Origin of the sequence: Celeribacter neptunius (genome assembly GCF_900113955.1) — a bacterium.
Taxonomy (GTDB): domain Bacteria; phylum Pseudomonadota; class Alphaproteobacteria; order Rhodobacterales; family Rhodobacteraceae; genus Celeribacter; species Celeribacter neptunius.
This window is the reverse complement of the sequence record NZ_FORH01000001.1, coordinates 145,133-164,267: the sequence shown is the minus strand read 5'-3', so window position 1 is coordinate 164,267 and position 19,135 is coordinate 145,133. Positions and strand designations below refer to the sequence as shown.

The following is a 19,135-nucleotide window of genomic DNA, read 5'->3' as shown; positions in this document are numbered from 1 at the left end:
TGCTTGCCGACAGGTGTCCCATCTTTTCCTATTGCGCCGATCCTGACACGCTCGAGGGCCTGACCTGGCTCTCCTGCTACATGACCACGGGAAAGCATCTGGCTTTCTACACCTCCTTCGGGACGGTGCTCTTGCTTCTGGCCATCACCGCCCCTCTGGCGCTATCTTTCGGTTTTTTCGCCGCCATGGGATCGCGCGCCCATCTGCCGCCCGTCCGCTGGCTGGCCAATCTCTACATGGCGGTGGTGCGCGGCGTGCCCGACATCGCCTTTTTCCTGTTTTTCGTCATTGCCCTCGACCAGGGGTTTGAATGGATGCGCCATCAGGTGCTCTGTCCCGACTGGGATCAGCCGATCCGCCAGGGCAATGATTTCATCGTCTGTCAGGCCGCCAAGCTGCCGCAGAATTCCGCCCCGGAACTGGTGCATCAGATCTACGGCTTCGGCCTTGCGGTGCTGACCTTTGCCATCGTCTTCGGCGCCTTTGCCGGCAATGTCCTGGCCGGCGCCTTCAAGGCCGTGCCGCATGGCCAGATCGAGACCGCCGAGGCCTATGGCATGACCCATCGTCAGGCCTTCTGGCGGATCATGGTGCCGCAGATGTGGACCTATGCCCTGCCGGGTCTGTCGAACCTGTGGATGGTGCTGATCAAGGCCACGCCGCTGCTGTTCCTTCTGGGCGTCGAGGACGTGGTCTATTGGGCCAAGGAGCTGGGCGGCACCAAGACCGCGCGTTTCACCGATTACCCGCATGGCGACTGGCGCATGTGGTATTTTGCAGGCCTTCTGATCTTCTATCTGCTGTTCACCAAACTGTCCGAAGTGGTGCTGTCGCGGATCACCCGCCGCCTCTCGCACGGTCAGGCCACCGCCGCCGGTGAGGCGCTGCGCAAGGCGGGAGCAGGCGCATGAGCTGTACCGACACAATCTCGTCCTATGCTTTCCGCTCCATCGGTCTGGGCGAACGGCGCCTGCCGACCACGGATATCACCGTCTGCGATCAGGTCACCCTGATCGGCTCGGGCATGCTCTGGAACATCTATTTCGGCATCCTGGCGATCATCTTCGGTTTTTTCGCAGCGCAGGCGGTGGCGCTGGCCAAGGCCTCGCCCAACAAGGCGGTCCGCAAACCCGCCGAATGGTTCATCTTCCTGTTCCGCGGCTCGCCGCTCTTCATCCAGTTCTTCTTCGGCTACTTCCTGTTCCTGAGCCTGAAACGCGCCTTTCCGGTGTTCGACAGTTTCACCGATGCCTGGCTCGGCGCCGCGATCGTGTTGTGGCTCAACACCACCGCCTATTCCGCCGAGATCTTCTTTGGTGCGCTGATGGCCGTGCCCAAGGGCGATCTGGAAAGCGCCGATGCCTATGGGTTTTCCGGTTTCCCGCGCTTTCGCCGCATCGTCTGGCCGACCATGCTGCGGCTGGCCTGGCCCGCCTATACCAATGAGGCGATCTTCATCTTCCACTCCACCACGCTGGTGTTCTTCTCAGGTTTCCCGGCGCTGCAGCAAAAGGGCGACGCGCTCTATTACGCCTCCTATTTTGCCGACAAGACCTTCAACCCGTTCATCCCCTACCCGATCCTGGCGGGCTATTTCGTGCTGGTGACGCTCTGCATCATCACCGTCTTCGGCCTGATCGGCAAACGGCTGAACCGCCACTTGCCACAGGCCAAGCGCCGCAGCAAACGGCCGCGGCTGATGGCCCAGATGTTCAGATAACAGCTTTCAGACAACGGTACCCTCATGATCACCCCCCACAGCTGGCTCGCTCAAAACCCTCATGTCAAAACCATCCGCGTCGCGGCGGCGGATTTGAACGGACAGGCGCGCGGCAAACGCATGTCGGCGCGCTATGCCGACAAGGTGGAACATGAAGGCACCCGGTTTCCGCTCTCGGTTCTGAACCTCGACATCTGGGGCGAGGATATCGAGGACAGCCCGCTGGTCTTCGAGAGCGGCGATCAGGACGGCGTGCTCCTGCCCACCGAACGCGGTTTTGTCCCGATGCCCTGGCTGCAGGGGGCACCCACTGCGCTTTTGCCGATGTGGATGTTCCACGAGGATGGCCGGCCGTTCGACGGCGACCCGCGTCAGGCGCTCGCGCGCGTGCTCGATCGTTACAAGGCCAAGGGGCTGACCCCGGTGGTGGCGACCGAGCTCGAATTCTACCTGATCGATGACAGCTCGCGTCAGCTTCGCGTGCCCCGCTCGCCACGCTCCGGCAAGCGCCGCCCCGGTGCCGAGACCCTGGCGCTCCGCGCACTCGACGCTTTCGACATCTTCTTCTCGGAGCTCTACGAGGCCTGCGAAGCCATGGACATCCCGGCGGATACGGCGATTTCCGAGGCGGGTCTCGGCCAGTTCGAGATCAACCTCGTCTACTCGCCCGACGCGTTGAAAGCCGCCGATGATGCCTGGCTGTTCAAGCTTCTGGTCAAGGGGCTGGCGCGCAAACACGGGTTTGCCGCCTCTTTCATGGCGAAACCCTATGACGACTATGCCGGCAACGGCATGCACACGCATTTCTCCATGCTCGACGAGAGCGGCGACAATATCTTTGACGATGGCTCCACCGCCGGCACCGACATGATGCGTCACGCCATCGCCGGCTGTCTTCATGCCATCCCCGACTCCACCATCCTGTTTGCACCGCATGGCAATTCCTATGACCGGCTGGTGCCCGGCGCGCATGCGCCCACACGGATCTGCTGGGGCTATGACAACCGCACGGCGGCGGTGCGCGTGCCCGGCGGCTCGCACAAGGCGCGGCGCATTGAGCACCGGGTCTCTGGCGGCGATGTGAACCCACACCTGATGATCGCCGCCATCCTCGGCGCGGCCTTGATCGGCATGGAGGACGAGATGACAGCGCCGCCGCCGATCACCGGCAATGCCTATGCCCAGACCCTGCCGGAAATGCCCGGCGACTGGGGCACGGCGATCGACACCTTTGCCGCCTCCCCGCTGATGAAACGCATCTTCCCCGATGAGATGATCCGCAACCTGACGCTGACCAAACGTCAGGAGCTCAGGGATTGGACCGAACTGACCCCGGAAGAGCAGGTCGAGCTCTATCTCGACACGGTTTAGGCACGCGCGAAAATTTTTGATCAAATTTTGGCACATCCACCGCGTGGCCCCTTGCCGGGCCATCCGGGACCGGCTACCGTCACGCCAATCCAACCCTATTTGGTGACTTATGAAACTCGGCATTCTGCAATGCGGACACGCGCCTGACCCGGTGGCGGCAAAACACGGGGATTTCGATCAGATGTTTGCGCGGCTCTTCGCCGCCACGGATGAGAGCCCCGATTTCGACTATCGGGTTTGGAACGTGGTCGATCTGGACTTCCCCGCCGGGCCCGAAGAGGCCGATGCCTGGCTTCTCACCGGCTCGAAACACGGCGCCTATGAGGATCACCCCTTCATCCCGCCGCTCGAGGATCTGATCCGCGCCATCCATGGCTCAGGCCGGCGCATGCTCGGCATCTGTTTCGGCCATCAGATCATCGCCAAGGCGCTTGGCGGCACGGTGGAAAAATTCAAGGGCGGCTGGGCGCTCGGACGTCAGGCTTATGAGATCGCGCCCCTGGGACCGATCCATCTCAACGCCTGGCATCAGGATCAGGTCACAACCCTGCCGGCAGGGGCCGAGGTCCTGGGCGGCAATGATTTTTGCCAGAACGCGGCGCTGGTCTATGATGACTCGATCCTGACCATTCAGCCGCATCCTGAACTGCGCCCGAATATCATTGGCGATTACCTCGCCGCCCGCGCGGGCGATCCGGCCTATCCGGAGGCGCTGATCGCGCGCGCCAAAGACGAGAATGACAAGCCGACCGATGACACGCGTTTCGCGGGGGTGATGGCGGCATTTCTACAGCACGGGCGGGAGGCGCTCAGATGACGGATTTCATGGACCAGATCCCGGAAGCAGCGGCCGATTATCTCGAAGGCCGGCGGCTCGACGAGGTCGAATGTATCGTCGCCGATCTCTCGGGCATCGCCCGTGGCAAGGCCATGCCGGCGGCAAAATTCGCCAAGCAGAAGCATTTCTACCTGCCGAACTCGATCTTTCTGCAAACCATCAACGGCGATTGGGTCGATGATGCGGATGCGCCTTTCACCGAACCCGACATGGTGCTGGTGCCGGACTTCGAGACCGCCACGGCGGCGCCCTGGACCGGCGACTGGACACTACAGGTGATCCATGACGTGCTGGATCAGAATGGCGACATGGTGCCGGTGGCGCCGCGCAATGTGTTGAAACGCGTGGTCGAACTTTATCGCAAACAGGGTTGGGAGCCGATCGTCGCCCCCGAGATGGAATTCTTTCTCGTCGCCCGCAACATCGATCCGAACCAGCCGGTGGAGCCGCCGATCGGCCGCACCGGGCGCCGCGCGGCGCAGCGGCAGGCCTATTCCATGTCGGCGGTGGACGAATACGGACCGATCATTGACGACATCTACGACTTTGCCGAAGCGCAAGGCCTCGAGATCGACGGCATCCTGCAGGAAGGCGGCGCCGGTCAGATCGAAATGAACCTGCGCCATGGCGATCCGGTGAAACTGGCCGATGAGATGTTCTTTTTCAAACGGCTGATCCGCGAGGCCGCCCTGCGTCACGATTGCTTTGCCACCTTCATGGCGAAACCGATCCAGGACGAGCCGGGCTCGGCCATGCATATCCACCATTCGGTGGTCGATATCTCGACCGGAGAGAATATCTTCTCCAACCCGGATGGTTCGGAATCCGAAGCCTTCCTGCATTTCATCGCCGGGCTGCAGAACCATCTGGCATCAACGATTGCGATTCATGCGCCCTATGTGAACAGCTATCGCCGTTACGTCCGCGATTTCGCCGCCCCGATCAATCTCGAATGGGGCCGCGACAACCGCACCACCGGGCTGCGCGTGCCGGTCTCCGGCCCCGAGGCACGACGGATCGAGAACCGTCTGCCGGGCATGGATGTGAACCCCTACCTGTCGATTGCCGCCTCGCTGGCCTGTGGCTATCTCGGCCTCATCGAACGTCGTGAACCGCGCGCGGAATATATTGGCGACGCCTATGCCTCGGCCGATGGCATTCCCGAAACCTTGGGGGCGGCGCTGGATCTGCTCGAGGCCGCACCCCAGATCCACGATGTGCTGGGCCCCGAATTCGTACGGGTCTATCAACAGGTCAAACGCGCCGAGAATGACGCTTATCTGCAAGTGATCACACCTTGGGAGCGCGAGCATCTGCTGTTGAACGTCTGAGGCGTCACATTTCAAAGGTCATTTCGAAAGGGCTTCTCGATCTCGGGGAGCCCTTTTCGCATCCCGATCCACAATGTGAATTTTTTGCAAAAAACCGCTGATCGCAAAACGCGAGAGTAGATTTTATGCCGACCAACACTTACAGTAATTCCGAAAACAGAATTTAAAAAAGGCGAACATCATGTCTCAGGCAAGCGCAACGGCCCCCAATGTCTATGACGCCGAACCGATCCCGGAAGAGGCGCGTGAGATTGTCGAACGTCTGCTGAAAAGCGGCGATCTGTTCCGCTACACCGCGCCTTCCGAGGCCCCTGTGACGCTTCTGGAACAGGAATTCGCCCAGATGCTCGGCGCCAAATACGCGCTCGCGGTGGCCTCCTGCTCCGCCGCCCTCTTCCTGTCGTTGAAAGCGCTGAACCTGCCGCGCGACGCGCGCGTTCTGATCCCGGCCTTCACCTTTGCCGCCGTGCCCTCGTCGATCGTGCACGCCGATTGCAAACCGGTTCTGGTCGAATGCGGCGACAATTACCGCATCGATCTCGAGGATTTCCACGCCAAGATCGAGGATGCCGACGCGGTGATGATCTCGCATATGCGCGGTCACACCTCCGACATGGACGCGATCAAGGCCGCCTGTGACGCCAAGGGCATTCCGCTGATCGAGGACGCCGCGCACAGCCTCGGCACCGTCTGGGACGGGCAGAACATCGGCACGATCGGCAAGATCGGCTGTTTCTCCTTCCAGTCCTACAAGCTGCTGAACGCCGGTGAAGGCGGCATCATGATCACCGACGATCCGGAGATCATGGCCCGTGCGGTGATCATGTCCGGCGCCTATGAGCACAATTGGGGCAAGCACAATCCGCAGCGCGACAATGCGCTGGCCGAGGCCTTTGGCAGATGGCAGAATCAGCTGCCGCTCTACAACACCCGCCTGTCGAACATGTCCGCCACTCTGGTCCGCCCGCAGATCAAGGAAGTGCCGCGCCGTGTCGCCGATGGCCGCCGCAACCACGATTATACTGCCGCGCGCCTCGAGGCCTCGCCCTATCTGACCGTGCCGGCCAAACTCGACAAGGAAGTCCGCGCCCCCGACAGCCTGCAATTCAACCTGGTGGATTTCACCCGCGAGGAAGCAATCGCCTTCCAGGCGGCGGCGAAAGCCCGCGGCGTCTCGGTGCAGGTCTTTGGCCTTTCGACCGACAATGCCCGGGCGTTCTGGAACTGGCAGTTCCTGGGCGAGACGCCTGAGCTGCCGAAAACCCGCGAAATGCTGTCGAAAGCCTGCGACACCCGGCTGCCGGCGCGCCTCACCGAAGAAGATTGCGACTTCATCGCCGAGGCGCTGATCTCGGCCGCCGAAGAGGCCAAGGGCGTACGTATCGCCGCCGAGTGATCCCGGATCACATGTGAGGAACCTGTGTGCAGCACCTCTGGCAAGCCCTTGCCGGAGGTGTTGTCGCAAGCAGGCCCCTCGTGAGAGGGCAACCATGTCAGTTGTCGGCTGTACGGGGCGGAGCGGACATCCGCGCTTGCCGAGCTGAGCCATGACAAGCCAGCCCTCCGGAACGGGCAGGCGCAGGTGCGGCGGCCTTCGGCCTCGTTCCGCGCCCAGAACGCCAATGTCAGACATGGGCTAAACGCACACCTCTCCCGGTGCACCAATCTGCCCGCGGCGCCCCTACAACAGTTTGAGATAGCCCCCAAGCCACGGGTAGCGCGCCACCACCGCCTCGACCACATGGGTGTTCAGAAGCGGCCTGAGCTGATCCTCGATCTCCTGGGCGATCTCCGACATGCCGTCTTGCCGCACGGTGAGCGAGATCCGTCGCGACAGCGGCGCGGTGGGCAGCGGGATGACCTCGATCTCCGTGGCATAGCGCCCCGCGTTCAACACCCCCAGCGACGACAGGATGGTCCAGCCGGAGCCCCCCGCCACCATGGCGATCATCGCCCGGTAACTGTCGAGTTCAAAGCGATGGGTGAGCGGCATCCCCTGCTCCGACAAATGCTCCGCCAGCATCCGCCCCATGGCATGGCGCCGGGTATACTGAATGAGCGGCAGGGCCGTGATCGCCTCATGCCGGCCTTTCGGCACCACGGCGACAAACGGGTCCTGCAACAGCGGATGGCTTTCCGACCAATCGAGCCCATCCTTGATCTCGGCGGCAACAATGACATCGAGGGCACGATGTTCCAGACGATCCAGCAGCCGGTGCGACGGGCCGGTTTCCAACTCGAACCGGGTCCCGGTCAGCCGATCCGCCATCTGCGCGATCAACAGCGGTGTCACCGAAGATTCGAAATCCTCGACCATGCCAAGCCGCAAATGTCCGAGATGATTGAGATCCAGCCCGGCAATTTCGGAGCGTGCCCGCGCCGCCTCCAAGAGGATAGTCTGAGCCCGCCTTCTGAGCACCCGCCCCGCCTGGGTCAGGGTCATCGGGCGTTCGCGCCGGTTCATCAGCTCGGAGCCCAGCGCGGTTTCCAGATTGGAAATCTGTTGCGACACCGCCGAGGGCGAGGCCCCCAGGCGTTTCGCCGCGGCGGAAACCGATCCCTCTTCGGCCACGGCGAGAAACACTTCCACCCCCCAAAGAGTCAATTTCCCGACCTTGTCACTCATCCGCAGCCCCCGAGGTTTCGTTTGGTCCCTGAATAGGGGAAAAGCTTGTCAGAAAAAAGAAAACCCCGACGCGACAGCCGGGGTTTCTGATCTTCGTCGTCAGGGACGCCTCACTGCATCTTCGACAGTTTGTCCTGCAGCTCGGCCAGCTGTTTCTTGATCTCGCCAAGGTCTTCCTTTCCCTCGGCCGGCTCCTTCGTCGGCGCGGACCAGCCCGCACCCATACCACCCATGCCGCCGGTCATGGCTTTCAAAAAGGCTTCCTGTTGCGCTTGCAGGGCTTCGAAGCCCGGCAGTTGCGTGCCGATATTCTGCATCATCTGCTCCTGTCCCTGACGCAGCATTTCGAAGCTCTGGGCCAGGAATTGCGGCACGACGGATTGAATATCGGTGGTGTAGCTGCGCACCAGATCGGTCAGCACGTCCAGCGGCAACACGCTTTCACCGCGGCTTTCATGTTCGGCGATGATCTGCAGCAGATATTGCCGCGTCAGGTCGTCGCCGGATTTGAGATCGACGATCTGCACATCGCGGCCCTCGCGGATGAAACCGGAAATATCTTCCAGCGTCACATAATCCGAAGTCTCGGTGTTGTAGAGACGACGCGAGGCGTAGCGCTTGATCAGCAACGGAGCGTTCTTGTCAGTCGTTTTCTTGTCAGCGGCCATGTTGGGCTCCCCTCCCTTAGGCGCGTTTCGTGCGACCGTACACCGAGGCCAGACCCACGCCGCGCAATCTACAGTTGCGCTGCAGCGCTTCACGGTCATCCCGGATGGTGCGTTTCCCACGAAACCTTATTGGCAATGCAGCAAGCCTAAGCGAGGCCCCGGACAAAAGCAAAAGAAATCCGGGGGCTTGCTGCGCAGCATATCAGGGCAATGCTGTTGCGGCATAAACCGCCCGACAAGCGACACGAAAAACGGGCCCCCTCTCGGGAGCCCGTCTCAAGATCCACGCTTTCAGGGAGGAGGAAAAGCGGGGAGAGGTTCGAAATATCGATGCAGCGCCGGATCAGGCGGTGGCTTTTTTCGCGGCTTTGGTCACTTCGTCGGTGGCTTTTTTCGCGGCGGCGGTGAGATCCTCACCCATGTCCTTGCCGGCGGCGAGCATCAGCTCGACGGTTTCCATCTGAACCTTTTTGGCGACCTCGGCGAAAGCGGCCATGTTCTCGGCGGCCATTTCAGCCTGCGACGAGGCAAACTCGGTCAGCGCCTTGGAGTAATCGGTCGGCTCTTCTTTCACCGCGGTGATCTCGGTCACTTTGGAAAGCGTGTCCTTGGTCCATTTGGAAGAAATCTCGGTGGATTTCTCAGCGGCTTCGATCGCCACTTTGGACATTTTCTCGGCGAAGGACGCCTGGGTTTTGAAGCTTTCCTGCATCGCCGACATGTCGAGCGGGAAGTTGCCCATCATGTCTTTCATCATCTTGGTGAAATCGTCGGTCTTGGCCATGTCACATAGTCCTTTTGGTATCACAGTGCGAAGTCGGCCCCTACCAAAACAACGGCTGCGGGGTTTCGCTCATTACTGCAGGGCGGACCGGGTGGGAGATTGCCCGGGTTTTCTGCCTCTGCACAATGAATATGCATGCTGCGGCGCAGAAAATCAAGAGATTTATGCTGCACCGCAGAAATATACCCAAAACTACGGAAATTCAGAGAGTTGCCCGTGACGCCACGTAAGTGCCCGGGGCCGGCGCGAGAATCTCCCGCCCCGAATCGCCCGGGGTCCGCGCCGGAATCATTTTGCCCGACTTTTGTGACAGCCATTTTTCCCAACGCGGCCACCAGGAGCCCTCATGGAAGGTCGCCCCCGCGCGCCATTCCTGCGGCGAAAGCGTCAGATCCTTGTTGGTATAATGCCCGTATTTCTTCTTCGACGGCGGGTTGACGATCCCGGCGATATGACCGGATTGCGACAGGATGAAAGTCTTGTTTTGCGACCCCATCTTGCGAATACCGTTGTAGGAGGCATCCCAGGCGGCGATGTGATCGGTCTCGCACCCGATGGCGCAGAGCGGCACATCGACATCCGCGAGCTGCACCTTGGTGCCGCAGATCGGGAAACCGGTGGTGGCCAGCTCGTCGCGCTGGCACAAGCCGCGCAGATATTCCACCGCCATCTTGCCCGGCAGATCGGTGGCATCGCCATTCCAGTACAGAAGATCGAAGGCCGGCGGGGTCTGGCCCAGCATGTAGCTGCGGATCGCCGGCTGATAGATCAGATCGTTCGAGCGCAGATAGGAGAATGTCCGGCTCATGTAGAGCGAACTCATGATGCCGGTGCGTTTGGCCTCTGCCTCGATCCCGTCGACGAAATCATCATCGAGAAAGACCCCGACCTCGCCCTGATCCGAGAAATCGGTGAGGGTGGTGAAAAACGTCGCGGATTTCACCGAAGCATCGCCCCGCTGTTTCATCAAGGCGAGCGTGATCGACAGGGTGGTGCCGGCGATGCAATAGCCGATGACATTGATCTTCGGCTCACCGGTGATCTGTTTCACCTGATCGATCGCAGTCAGGAAGCCTTCTTCGACATACTCGTCCATGCCGACATCGGCATAGGCCGCGTTCGGGTTGACCCAGGACACGACGAAGACCGTATAGCCCTGTTCCACGATCCATTTGATCAGGGAATTATGCTCGCGCAGGTCGAGGATGTAGAATTTGTTGATCCAGGGCGGGAACAGCAAAAGCGGCGTCTTGTGCACCTCTTCGGTGCGCGGCGCATATTGAATCAGCTCGAACATGCGGTTGCGGTAGACCACGGAGCCCTCGGAAGCACCGAGATTCTCCCCCACCTTGAACGCGCTCTTGTCGACCAGATTCACCACCGGCTCGCCATGGTGATCCTCGAGATCGCGCACCAGATTCTCAAGCCCCTGAACGAGGCTCTCACCGTCGGTTTCGAGCGCGCGCTGAAGCGCATCCGGATTGGTGGCGAGAAAATTGGTCGGCGCCATCATGTCGATGATCTGCCGGGTGAAATACCCGACCCGCTTGCGATCCCGCTCCTCGAGCCCCTCGAGCCCGGAGACGGAACTCTCGATCGCCTCGGCATTCATCATGTATTGCTGTTTGAGAAAGTTGAAATAGGGGTTGGTGTCCCACAATTCATTCGAGAACCGCCGATCCTTCGGTCGGTCATCCGGCGGCGGGGTCAGATCGCCCTGCCCGAGCCGGTGCTGCGCCTCGACATAATGTTTGAGCGTCTTGCCCCAATGGCCGATCTGATGTTCGATGATCCGCGCCGGGTTGTTCATCATCTCGGCCATATAGGCGCTCGCCGCCTTCATGAACAATTCCTGACCGGGCCCCTGCAAGGATTGCGGAATCGGTTTTTTCTGCGCAAGCGCGGCGGCCAGGCGGCTGGAAAGCTCCTCGATCTTCACGATATTCGTGTTGAGCTTCTCCAGATCCTGTTGTTTTTCGCGCGTTTTGACCTCTCCGTCCCCAGTCATCTCGCCGCCTCCCATTTTTTTGCACTTGCAGCATCGCAAAATGCTGTAAGAATATGCTAAAGCGTTTCGCAACAATCTTGCGCTATGAGTTGACTGCGGAACGCCCGAAACATCAACCCGTTGCACGGCGTTCTCAAAAATCTGCGTTCAGTTTTTTCGAGACGCTTGAGTTACGATAACGGTAGACCTGCCCCGTGGGAAGGTGCTTCGCGCAGGCAAAGCACGGCACTTTCGCAAAAGGTACAAGGGGCACAGCCCAAGGAGGCGCACATGCGATTCATGGCCACCTATGACATGATGGAAACGATCCGCAACACCAACCAATGGCTGGGCGCCTCGGCGCAGGCTCTTGGCTCCTATCCTGCGGTCGCCATGATGCCCAACCCGGCTTTCGGCTGGCTGGCCGCCTGGGGTCAGGTCACCGAACGCGCCTTTTCCCGCATGGTCGCGAAACCCGACTGGGGCATCGGCTCCGTCGTCGGCGAAGACGGGCGCGACCATCTGGTCGAGGTCAAGGTCGAGGTGAACAAAGCCTTTGGCGATCTCATCCATTTCAAGGTGCAGGGCCGTGAAGAGATGAAGCGCCGCGTGCTGCTGGTCGCGCCGATGTCGGGCCATTACGCGACGCTGTTGCGCTCGACGGTGATTTCTCTGCTGCCCGATTGCGAGGTCTATATCACCGATTGGCACAATGCCCGCGACATCCCGGTCTCCGAAGGCAAGTTCGACGTCGAGGATTACACGCTCTACCTCGTCGACTTCATGAAATATCTGGGCCCCAACACCCATGTCATCGCGGTCTGCCAGCCGGCCCCGCTGACGCTCGCCGCCACCGCCTATCTCGCCGAGGAAGACCCCAAGGCCCAGCCGCGCTCGCTGACCCTCATCGGCGGGCCGATCGACCCGGATGCCACCCCGACGGAGGTCACCGATTTCGGCAATCGCGTCACCATGGGGCAGCTCGAGCAATCGATGATCCAGCGTGTCGGCTACAAATACAAGGGCGTCGGCCGCAAGGTCTACCCGGGCCTGTTGCAGCTCACCTCGTTTATCACCATGAATGCCGAGAACCATGCCAAGGCATTCAGCGATCAGATCAGCCGCGTCGCCAAGGGCGAGGCCTCGGATCACGACCGCCACAACAAGTTCTACGACGAATATCTTGCCGTCATGGACATGACCGGCGAATTCTACCTCTCCACCGTCGAACGCATTTTCAAAGGCCTCGAGGTGGCGCAGAACCGCTTCACCATCAACGGCAAACAGGTCGATATCGGCAAGATCACCGATGTCGCGGTGAAAACCGTCGAAGGCGAAGAGGATGATATTTCCGCCCCCGGCCAATGCGTCGCCGCGCTGGACCTCTGCACCGGCCTGCCCGACAGCAAGAAAGCCTCGCATCTCGAACCCGGCGCCGGGCACTACGGGATTTTCGCCGGCAAGAGCTGGCGCAACAACATCCGTCCGCTGGTGCTCGAGTTCATCGACCAGAATTCCGGTCCGCGAGTCGTCGGAGGCAAGGATGTCGTGGCACCGGAAAGCGAGGCCAAGGCCGGGTAATCCGGCCCGCGCCCGCCCGCCTGCCCGATCCTGACTTAGCGCAGCACGAAGGGCGCCTCGGCCCTGAGCCAGGCCTGGAGCGCCCGCGACACGGTGGCGGGCGCTTCCAGCATCGGCAGGTGCCCGGCCTTTTCGATCAGCACGAGCTCGGCGCGCGGCATCAGCTGGGCGATGAAATCCTGCCGCCGGGGCGGCGCGATCGTGTCGGCCTTGCCGCCGATCACCAACCCCGGGATGCGGGCCCGGCGCAGCACGTTCTGATGGTCCGGGCGGCGTTGCAGGATGCGCGATTGCGCCAGATAGGTCTCGAGCCCCGCCTCCATCGCCATATCGATCCAATGGTCGCGAATGGCGCCGCGATGCGGCCCGTCATAAAGCGTGGTCGAGGGCAGTTCTTCGAGCAACACCTCGCCATAGCGCCCGGTCTTGGCCTTGATCATCCGTGGTTCGCGGGCGGCGGCCAGATTGGGCGGCTCGGCCTGAGCCGAGCCGGAAATTAGCGCAATCCGGGTGACCCGCCCCGGCGCCCGGCGCAGCATCTCGGTGGCCACCGAGGCCCCGAGATCATGGCCGGCAAGCGCAAATTTCGGCGGCGCCTGCGCCAGAACCCGGTCGGCCATCTCCACCAGGCTCTCGCCCAGAAGCGGCGCCACCATCACCGCACTCTCCCGGCTCAGATCCGTGATCTGATCGGCAAAGACCCGGCCATCGGCCAGAAAACCGGGGAGAAGCACCAGGCTCTCGGTCATGACTGCGCACCCTGTTAAAAATCGAACCCTCCTGACATGGCGCGCCGACGGCGAGGCGTCAAGGCGGGATGAGAGCACCTTTCGGGAGAGGTGCGAAATATGCAATTTCTTGCCGCCAAGACAGGCGCTCACCCCTCGAAAGGTTCGCTTTGTCCGGGTGTCAAATCCGCGCCAGCACCTCGAAAATCGCCGCTTCAACGGTCTTGAGACAATCCGGCGTCGAGAAGGAATGATCCGCGCCCTTGACCAGCGTCAGCCGGATATCCCCGCCCTGGGCATGCGCCAGAAGGGCATTCGCGGTCTCGACCGAAACCGATGTGTCCGCCGTGCCTTGCAGGAAACGCACCGGGAAGGGCAACGCCAGCGGGCTGCGCATAATCAAGTGATCCCGCCCGTCCTCGATCAGGCGGCGGGTGATCGGATAGGGCGCCGCGTAGTCCGAGGGCACCATGACGACGCCCTCTTGCATCAATGTCTGGCGCTCGCCGTCATCAAACCCGGCCCAGAACCCGTCCTCGGTGAAATCCGGCGCCGCAGCGATGGTGACGAGCCCGGCGACCCGGGTATGGAGGCGCTTGCACATCAGAAGCGAGATCCAGCCGCCCATCGACGAGCCGACGAGGATCTGTGGCCCCTCCGTGAGGCTTTCGATCGCAGCCTGGGCATCCTCGGCCCAATCCCCAATGCAACCGTCCCTGAATTCCCCCGAACTCACCCCATGACCGGAATAATCGAAGCGCAGGAAAGGCCGCCCCTGCATCTTCGCCCAGGCCTCGAGTGCCGTGGCTTTCGAACCTTCCATATCCGACATGAACCCGCCCAGGAACACCACACCGGTGCCCTCGCCCTCGAGACGGTTGTAGGCGATGCGGCGCCCGGAGGGCGTGTCGAGAAAATCGGTCATGGGGGGCTCCTGTCGGTTTGGTCACATATTGGGTGTCTTCGAGACGTAGCGGCGCGGGGTTGGAGAAGCAATGTGTGTCGGGCGGTCAGAGAGCTGATGAGCGGGGCAGACAATCGGGCTCCAGGCGCAAACCGCAGATCGCCGCCGCGCGGCGCGAACACCTTCTGCCCCGCCTCACCCGTCGATACTCTGCGCCAACACGCTCGAAATCGTGTTGAACGTCTCGCCGCTCTCGGCGCGCCAGCTGTTGAACGCCTCCTGCACGGCACGTTTTGCGGGCTTGGATGTCGGCGCTTTGTCGATGATCCCTTCGGCAATCAACCGCGCCACCACATCCTTGCTCAGCATGAAGCCATCGCGCCCCATCATCCGCAGCGTATAGGCGCCGGTATTGCCGCCCAGACGCGCGCCATTGTCCTTCAGCCAATCCAGAAGACCGAAATAGTCCTCCGCCGGCCATTGGGCGATCTTACGGGCGAAACCGCCCTCCTCGGCATCGACACGGGCGATGAATTCGGCATTCTCCTGAATCGCCCGCAGCTTGGCCCCGGAGCGGATGATCCGCGTGTCTTTCAACAGCGCATCAAACCAGTCCTCGGACATATGCGCGATCCGGGTCACGTCAAAGCCCTCGAACGCCGCCTCGATCCCGGGCCATTTCGCCTCGACGACTTTCCAGGACATGCCGGTCTGAAAGATATGCCGCGCCATTTCGGCGAGCCAGCGATCTCCGGGAATGGCCGCCAGCGCCTCGGGCGTTTTCGGCACCCGCACATGGTCCAGCACCGCCGCCACCCCGCCCTTGCGCGCGGCGGCAATGTCGAGAATCTCCTGATAGCTGCGCATTTTGTCCTCCGCGCTGTCTTTGGCCGCAGACTGCCCGAGCCACCACAACCGATCAAGCACGCTGATCCATCCCCCCACAGATGTTGCGTTGACAAGCCCGCCCCCCGGGGGCAAAACACCCCGTGAAACCATACCCGCAACCGGGCGTTCCGTGGGCGCCAAACTGACGAGGAGTGCCAAGATGGCCCAAGTCTCCCTTACCTTTCCCGATGGCAATTCGCGCAATTTCGACAAGGGCATAACCGCCGCCGAAGTTGCCGCGTCGATTTCCACCTCGCTTGGCAAAAAGGCCATCTCTGCCACCGTGAACGGCGCGCATTGGGACCTGCAATGGCCGATCGAGGCCGATGCCGCCATCGCCATTCACACCATGCAGGACGACGCACAGGCGCTCGAGCTCATTCGTCACGATCTGGCCCATATCATGGCCCGCGCGGTGCAGGAGCTCTGGCCCGATGTCAAAGTCACCATCGGCCCGGTGATCAAGGACGGCTGGTATTACGATTTCGACCGCGAAGAGCCGTTTACGCCCGAGGATCTCGGCGAGATCGAAGCGAAGATGAAAGAGATCATCAATCGCCGCGATCCGGTGACCACCGAGGTCTGGGAGCGCGACCGCGCCATTGCCTATTACGAGGCCAATAACGAGCCCTATAAGGTCGAGCTCGTGAACGCGATCCCCGATGACGGTCAGCCGATCCGCATGTATTGGCACGGCCATTGGCAGGATCTCTGCCGCGGCCCGCATTTGCAGAACACCGGTCAGGTGCCCGGCAACGGCTTCAAACTGATGTCGGTCGCCGGCGCCTATTGGCGTGGCAACAGCGACAACGCCATGTTGCAGCGGATCTACGGCGTCGGCTTCAAGGACCCGAAGGCTCTGAAGGCGCATCTGACCATGCTCGAGGAGGCCGCCAAACGCGACCACCGCAAGCTGGGCCGCGAGATGGACCTGTTCCACATGCAGGAAGAGGCGCCGGGCCAGATCTTCTGGCATCCGAACGGCTGGAAAATCTACACCACGCTACAGGATTACATGCGTCGTCAGCAGGACCGCGACGGCTATGTCGAGGTGAACACGCCGCAGGTGGTGAACCGCAAGCTCTGGGAAGCTTCCGGTCACTGGGACAATTATCAGGAAAACATGTTCATCGTCGAAGTGGACGAGGAACATGCCCGCGAAAAGACCGTCAACGCGCTGAAGCCGATGAACTGCCCCTGCCACGTCCAGGTGTTCAATCAGGGTCTCAAGTCCTATCGCGACCTGCCGCTGCGGATGGCCGAGTTCGGCTCGTGTAACCGCTACGAACCCTCGGGCGCGCTGCACGGGATCATGCGGGTGCGCGGCTTTACCCAGGACGATGCGCATATCTTCTGCGAAGAGAAGCATATCGAGGCGGAGACCAAGAAATTCATCGAATTCCTCGCGGGGATCTACGCCGATCTCGGCTTCCACGACTGGTCGATCAAACTCTCGACCCGGCCGGAAAAGCGCATCGGCTCGGAAGAAAGCTGGGATCACTCCGAGGAATCTCTCGGCAACGCCTGTAAGGCCGCCGGTTACGACTATGAGATTCAGGAGGGCGAAGGCGCCTTCTACGGTCCGAAACTCGAGTTTGTGCTGACCGACGCCATCGGTCGCGAATGGCAATGCGGCACGCTGCAAGTCGACCCGAACCTGCCGGAGCGTCTGGATGCCAGCTACATCGGTCAGGACGGTGCGAAACACCGGCCGATCATGCTGCACCGGGCGGTCGTCGGCTCGTTCGAGCGCTTCATCGGCATTCTGATCGAAGAGCACGCCGGCAAGCTGCCGTTCTGGCTCGCCCCGCGTCAGGTCGTGGTCACCACCATCGTGTCCGAGGCCGATGATTATGCGCAAGAGGTCGTCGCGGCACTGAAAGCCGCCGGCGTGCGCGCCGAGGCCGACATCCGCAACGAGAAGATCAACTACAAGGTCCGCGAACACAGCCTCGCAAAAGTACCGGTGATCCTCGCCGTGGGCGCCCGCGAGGTCGAGGAAAAGACCGTCTCGGTGCGCCGTCTGGGCGAAAAGCAGACCTCGGTCATGTCACTTTCCGAGATTACCACCGAGTTGAAAGACGCCGCTTTGGCACCGGATCTCAAGTGATCCTGAAATAATTCAAAGAATACAATATGAAAAGGCCCCCATCCCGGGGGCCTTTTGCGTTGCGGCACACGCGTGACCGGCAAATGCGTGAGGAATGTTACAGGCGGATTTTTGCCTATTCCCGCTGGGATTTGCGCCAAAACCGGCCCATCGGATTGCGTCACTCTTCACGTTTTCGCGCGCATTCCCCCGTCTCGCTTTCGGTTTCAACTCACAAATCCGTTTGTTTCATCGCCTGACAGGCGCGTCAGCTGACGCCCCCGTGAATGGCCTGTGAAGCCCCTGTGGCCCACATTCACCTCACCGCCAATGACGGCGGGAACGCATGACACAAACGGGAGACACACCCAATGAGCACTCAATCGAAGACCCTCGCCCTTCTCGGCGCCATGACCGCTGCCCTTTCCATCGCGGGCGCCGCACATGCCGAGGAACAGGAAAAATGCTTCGGCGTCGCACTGGCCGGTGAAAACGGCTGTGCGGCGGGTCCGGGCACGACCTGCGCTGGCACCTCGAAGGTCGATTATCAAGGCAACGCCTGGACGCTGGTGCCCGCCGGCACCTGCGCGGACATCGAACTGCCGGCGATGATGGACGGCACCGCGCGCATGGGCTCTCTCGAGGCCCTCGACCGCGACTTGCCGATGGACAGCTAAGCGCCATCCCGCAGACCCGGCGCAGAACATGCGCCGGGTCATGTCTCATCAGGAGGATGTTTCGATGCTCGACACCAGTCCGAACGACCCCGGCACAACCCTGCCTCACGCCGCCGGCGTCGGCTTCAAACCCCAGCATTTTTCAGAGATTTCCACCGGCGATCACCCGGTGAAATGGCTCGAAATCCATGCCGAAAACTACATGGTCGAGGGAGGCCGGCCGCTGGCCCAGCTGCGTGCGCTGGCCGAGCGCTTTCCGATCTCGGTGCATGGCGTCGGCCTGTCGATCGGCGGCGAGACCCGGCTCGATCCCGATCATCTGGCACGGCTGAAACATCTCGTCACCTGGCTGAACCCGGCCTCCTTCTCCGAACATCTGGCCTGGTCCACACACGGGAGCGACTATTTCAACGACCTGTTGCCCTTGCCCTATACCGAGGCCACGCTCAGCCGCGTCTGCGACCATATCGACGAAGTGCAAGACGTGCTGGGCCGCCGGATGCTCCTGGAAAACCCCTCCTCCTATCTGGCCTTCGAAGAGAGCACGATGGATGAGGTCGAGTTCCTGCGCGCGGTGGTCAAACGCACCGGCTGCGGCCTGTTGCTCGATGTGAACAATGTCTTTGTCTCCGCCAACAACCTGCGGCTCGACGCCTATGACTATATCGACCGCTATCCCCATGAGGCCGTGGGCGAGATCCATCTCGGCGGCCATGACGAGGATGAGGACGAGATGGGCGCACCGCTCCTGATCGACAGCCACGGGCGCGAGACCGCAGATCCGGTCTGGGCGCTCTATGCCCATACGCTCACCAAAGGCGGGACGAAACCGACCCTGATCGAATGGGACACGGATGTGCCCGACTGGCCCGTGCTCGCCGCCGAGGCCGGGCGTGCCGCCGCCATGCTCGAAAGCCTTTTTGCGGAGGTCAGATCATGAGAC

At 61.5% G+C, this 19,135-nt stretch carries 17 protein-coding genes; 10 read left to right on the top strand and 7 right to left on the bottom strand.

Annotation, left to right across the window (positions count from 1 at the left end):
* The first annotated feature begins 20 nt into the window (after nucleotides 1–20).
* The 6 genes from BM151_RS00850 to BM151_RS00825 all read left to right on the top strand — a co-directional run bounded on the left by BM151_RS00850 (nucleotide 21) and on the right by BM151_RS00825 (nucleotide 6,656).
* Nucleotides 21–911 carry an ABC transporter permease gene (locus tag BM151_RS00850; protein WP_090059040.1) on the top strand — a complete coding sequence of 297 codons (891 nt, stop codon included), beginning with the start codon at nucleotides 21–23 and terminating at the stop codon, nucleotides 909–911.
* Nucleotides 908–1,720, top strand: coding sequence for an ABC transporter permease (locus BM151_RS00845; RefSeq protein WP_090055753.1), 813 nt, complete (start codon nucleotides 908–910; stop codon nucleotides 1,718–1,720). Before BM151_RS00850 ends, BM151_RS00845 begins: the two co-directional genes overlap by 4 nt.
* Before the next feature lie 24 nt (nucleotides 1,721–1,744).
* Nucleotides 1,745–3,091, top strand: coding sequence for a glutamine synthetase family protein (locus tag BM151_RS00840; RefSeq protein ID WP_090055750.1), 1,347 nt, complete (start codon nucleotides 1,745–1,747; stop codon nucleotides 3,089–3,091).
* Nucleotides 3,092–3,200: 109 nt separating this feature from the next.
* Nucleotides 3,201–3,908, top strand: coding sequence for a type 1 glutamine amidotransferase (locus BM151_RS00835; protein ID WP_090055747.1), 708 nt, complete (start codon nucleotides 3,201–3,203; stop codon nucleotides 3,906–3,908).
* On the top strand, nucleotides 3,905–5,260 hold the full coding sequence (locus BM151_RS00830; protein ID WP_090055745.1) for a glutamine synthetase family protein: 1,356 nt from the start codon (nucleotides 3,905–3,907) through the stop codon (nucleotides 5,258–5,260). Before BM151_RS00835 ends, BM151_RS00830 begins: the two co-directional genes overlap by 4 nt.
* Before the next feature lie 181 nt (nucleotides 5,261–5,441).
* The gene (locus BM151_RS00825; RefSeq protein WP_090055742.1) at nucleotides 5,442–6,656 is read left to right on the top strand and encodes a DegT/DnrJ/EryC1/StrS family aminotransferase; all 1,215 of its coding nucleotides are present in this window, start codon (nucleotides 5,442–5,444) and stop codon (nucleotides 6,654–6,656) included.
* Nucleotides 6,657–6,941: 285 nt separating this feature from the next.
* On the opposite strand, the gene BM151_RS00820 is transcribed toward BM151_RS00825, so the two are convergent.
* From BM151_RS00820 to BM151_RS00805, 4 genes are all read right to left on the bottom strand, one after another.
* A complete protein-coding gene (locus tag BM151_RS00820; RefSeq protein WP_090055741.1) occupies nucleotides 6,942–7,886 on the bottom strand; it encodes a LysR family transcriptional regulator in 945 nt (314 codons plus the stop codon).
* Between the two features lie 110 nt (nucleotides 7,887–7,996).
* Nucleotides 7,997–8,554 carry a polyhydroxyalkanoate synthesis repressor PhaR gene (gene phaR / locus BM151_RS00815; RefSeq protein WP_090055738.1) on the bottom strand — a complete coding sequence of 186 codons (558 nt, stop codon included), beginning with the start codon at nucleotides 8,552–8,554 and terminating at the stop codon, nucleotides 7,997–7,999.
* 343 nt (nucleotides 8,555–8,897) lie between these two features.
* Complete coding sequence (locus BM151_RS00810) at nucleotides 8,898–9,338, bottom strand: phasin family protein (protein ID WP_090055735.1); 441 nt, start codon at nucleotides 9,336–9,338, stop codon at nucleotides 8,898–8,900.
* Nucleotides 9,339–9,540: 202 nt separating this feature from the next.
* Nucleotides 9,541–11,346 (bottom strand): PHA/PHB synthase family protein, encoded by a 1,806-nt coding sequence (locus BM151_RS00805; protein ID WP_090059038.1) that lies wholly within the window; start codon nucleotides 11,344–11,346, stop codon nucleotides 9,541–9,543.
* Between the two features lie 270 nt (nucleotides 11,347–11,616).
* Here BM151_RS00805 and phaZ point away from each other — a divergent pair, with 270 nt between their 5' ends.
* Nucleotides 11,617–12,906, top strand: a complete 1,290-nt coding sequence (gene phaZ, locus BM151_RS00800; protein WP_090055732.1) for a polyhydroxyalkanoate depolymerase — start codon at nucleotides 11,617–11,619, stop codon at nucleotides 12,904–12,906.
* 35 nt (nucleotides 12,907–12,941) lie between these two features.
* Here phaZ and BM151_RS00795 read toward each other — a convergent pair whose 3' ends face one another.
* From BM151_RS00795 to BM151_RS00785, 3 genes are all read right to left on the bottom strand, one after another.
* Nucleotides 12,942–13,655 (bottom strand): alpha/beta fold hydrolase, encoded by a 714-nt coding sequence (locus tag BM151_RS00795; protein ID WP_090055730.1) that lies wholly within the window; start codon nucleotides 13,653–13,655, stop codon nucleotides 12,942–12,944.
* A gap of 160 nt (nucleotides 13,656–13,815) precedes the next feature.
* Nucleotides 13,816–14,559, bottom strand: coding sequence for an alpha/beta hydrolase (locus BM151_RS00790; protein WP_090055727.1), 744 nt, complete (start codon nucleotides 14,557–14,559; stop codon nucleotides 13,816–13,818).
* Nucleotides 14,560–14,733: 174 nt separating this feature from the next.
* Nucleotides 14,734–15,405 carry a DNA-3-methyladenine glycosylase I gene (locus BM151_RS00785; protein WP_090055725.1) on the bottom strand — a complete coding sequence of 224 codons (672 nt, stop codon included), beginning with the start codon at nucleotides 15,403–15,405 and terminating at the stop codon, nucleotides 14,734–14,736.
* 181 nt (nucleotides 15,406–15,586) lie between these two features.
* On the opposite strand from BM151_RS00785, the gene thrS reads away from it, so the two are divergent.
* The 3 genes from thrS (at nucleotide 15,587) to bufB (ending at nucleotide 19,132) form a co-directional block, all read left to right on the top strand.
* Nucleotides 15,587–17,536 (top strand): threonine--tRNA ligase, encoded by a 1,950-nt coding sequence (gene thrS / locus BM151_RS00780; RefSeq protein ID WP_090055722.1) that lies wholly within the window; start codon nucleotides 15,587–15,589, stop codon nucleotides 17,534–17,536.
* Between the two features lie 350 nt (nucleotides 17,537–17,886).
* Nucleotides 17,887–18,192, top strand: coding sequence for a BufA1 family periplasmic bufferin-type metallophore (locus BM151_RS00775; RefSeq protein WP_090055719.1), 306 nt, complete (start codon nucleotides 17,887–17,889; stop codon nucleotides 18,190–18,192).
* Between the two features lie 64 nt (nucleotides 18,193–18,256).
* Nucleotides 18,257–19,132, top strand: a complete 876-nt coding sequence (gene bufB, locus BM151_RS00770) for an MNIO family bufferin maturase (protein WP_090059035.1) — start codon at nucleotides 18,257–18,259, stop codon at nucleotides 19,130–19,132.
* The last annotated feature ends 3 nt before the right edge of the window (nucleotides 19,133–19,135 follow it).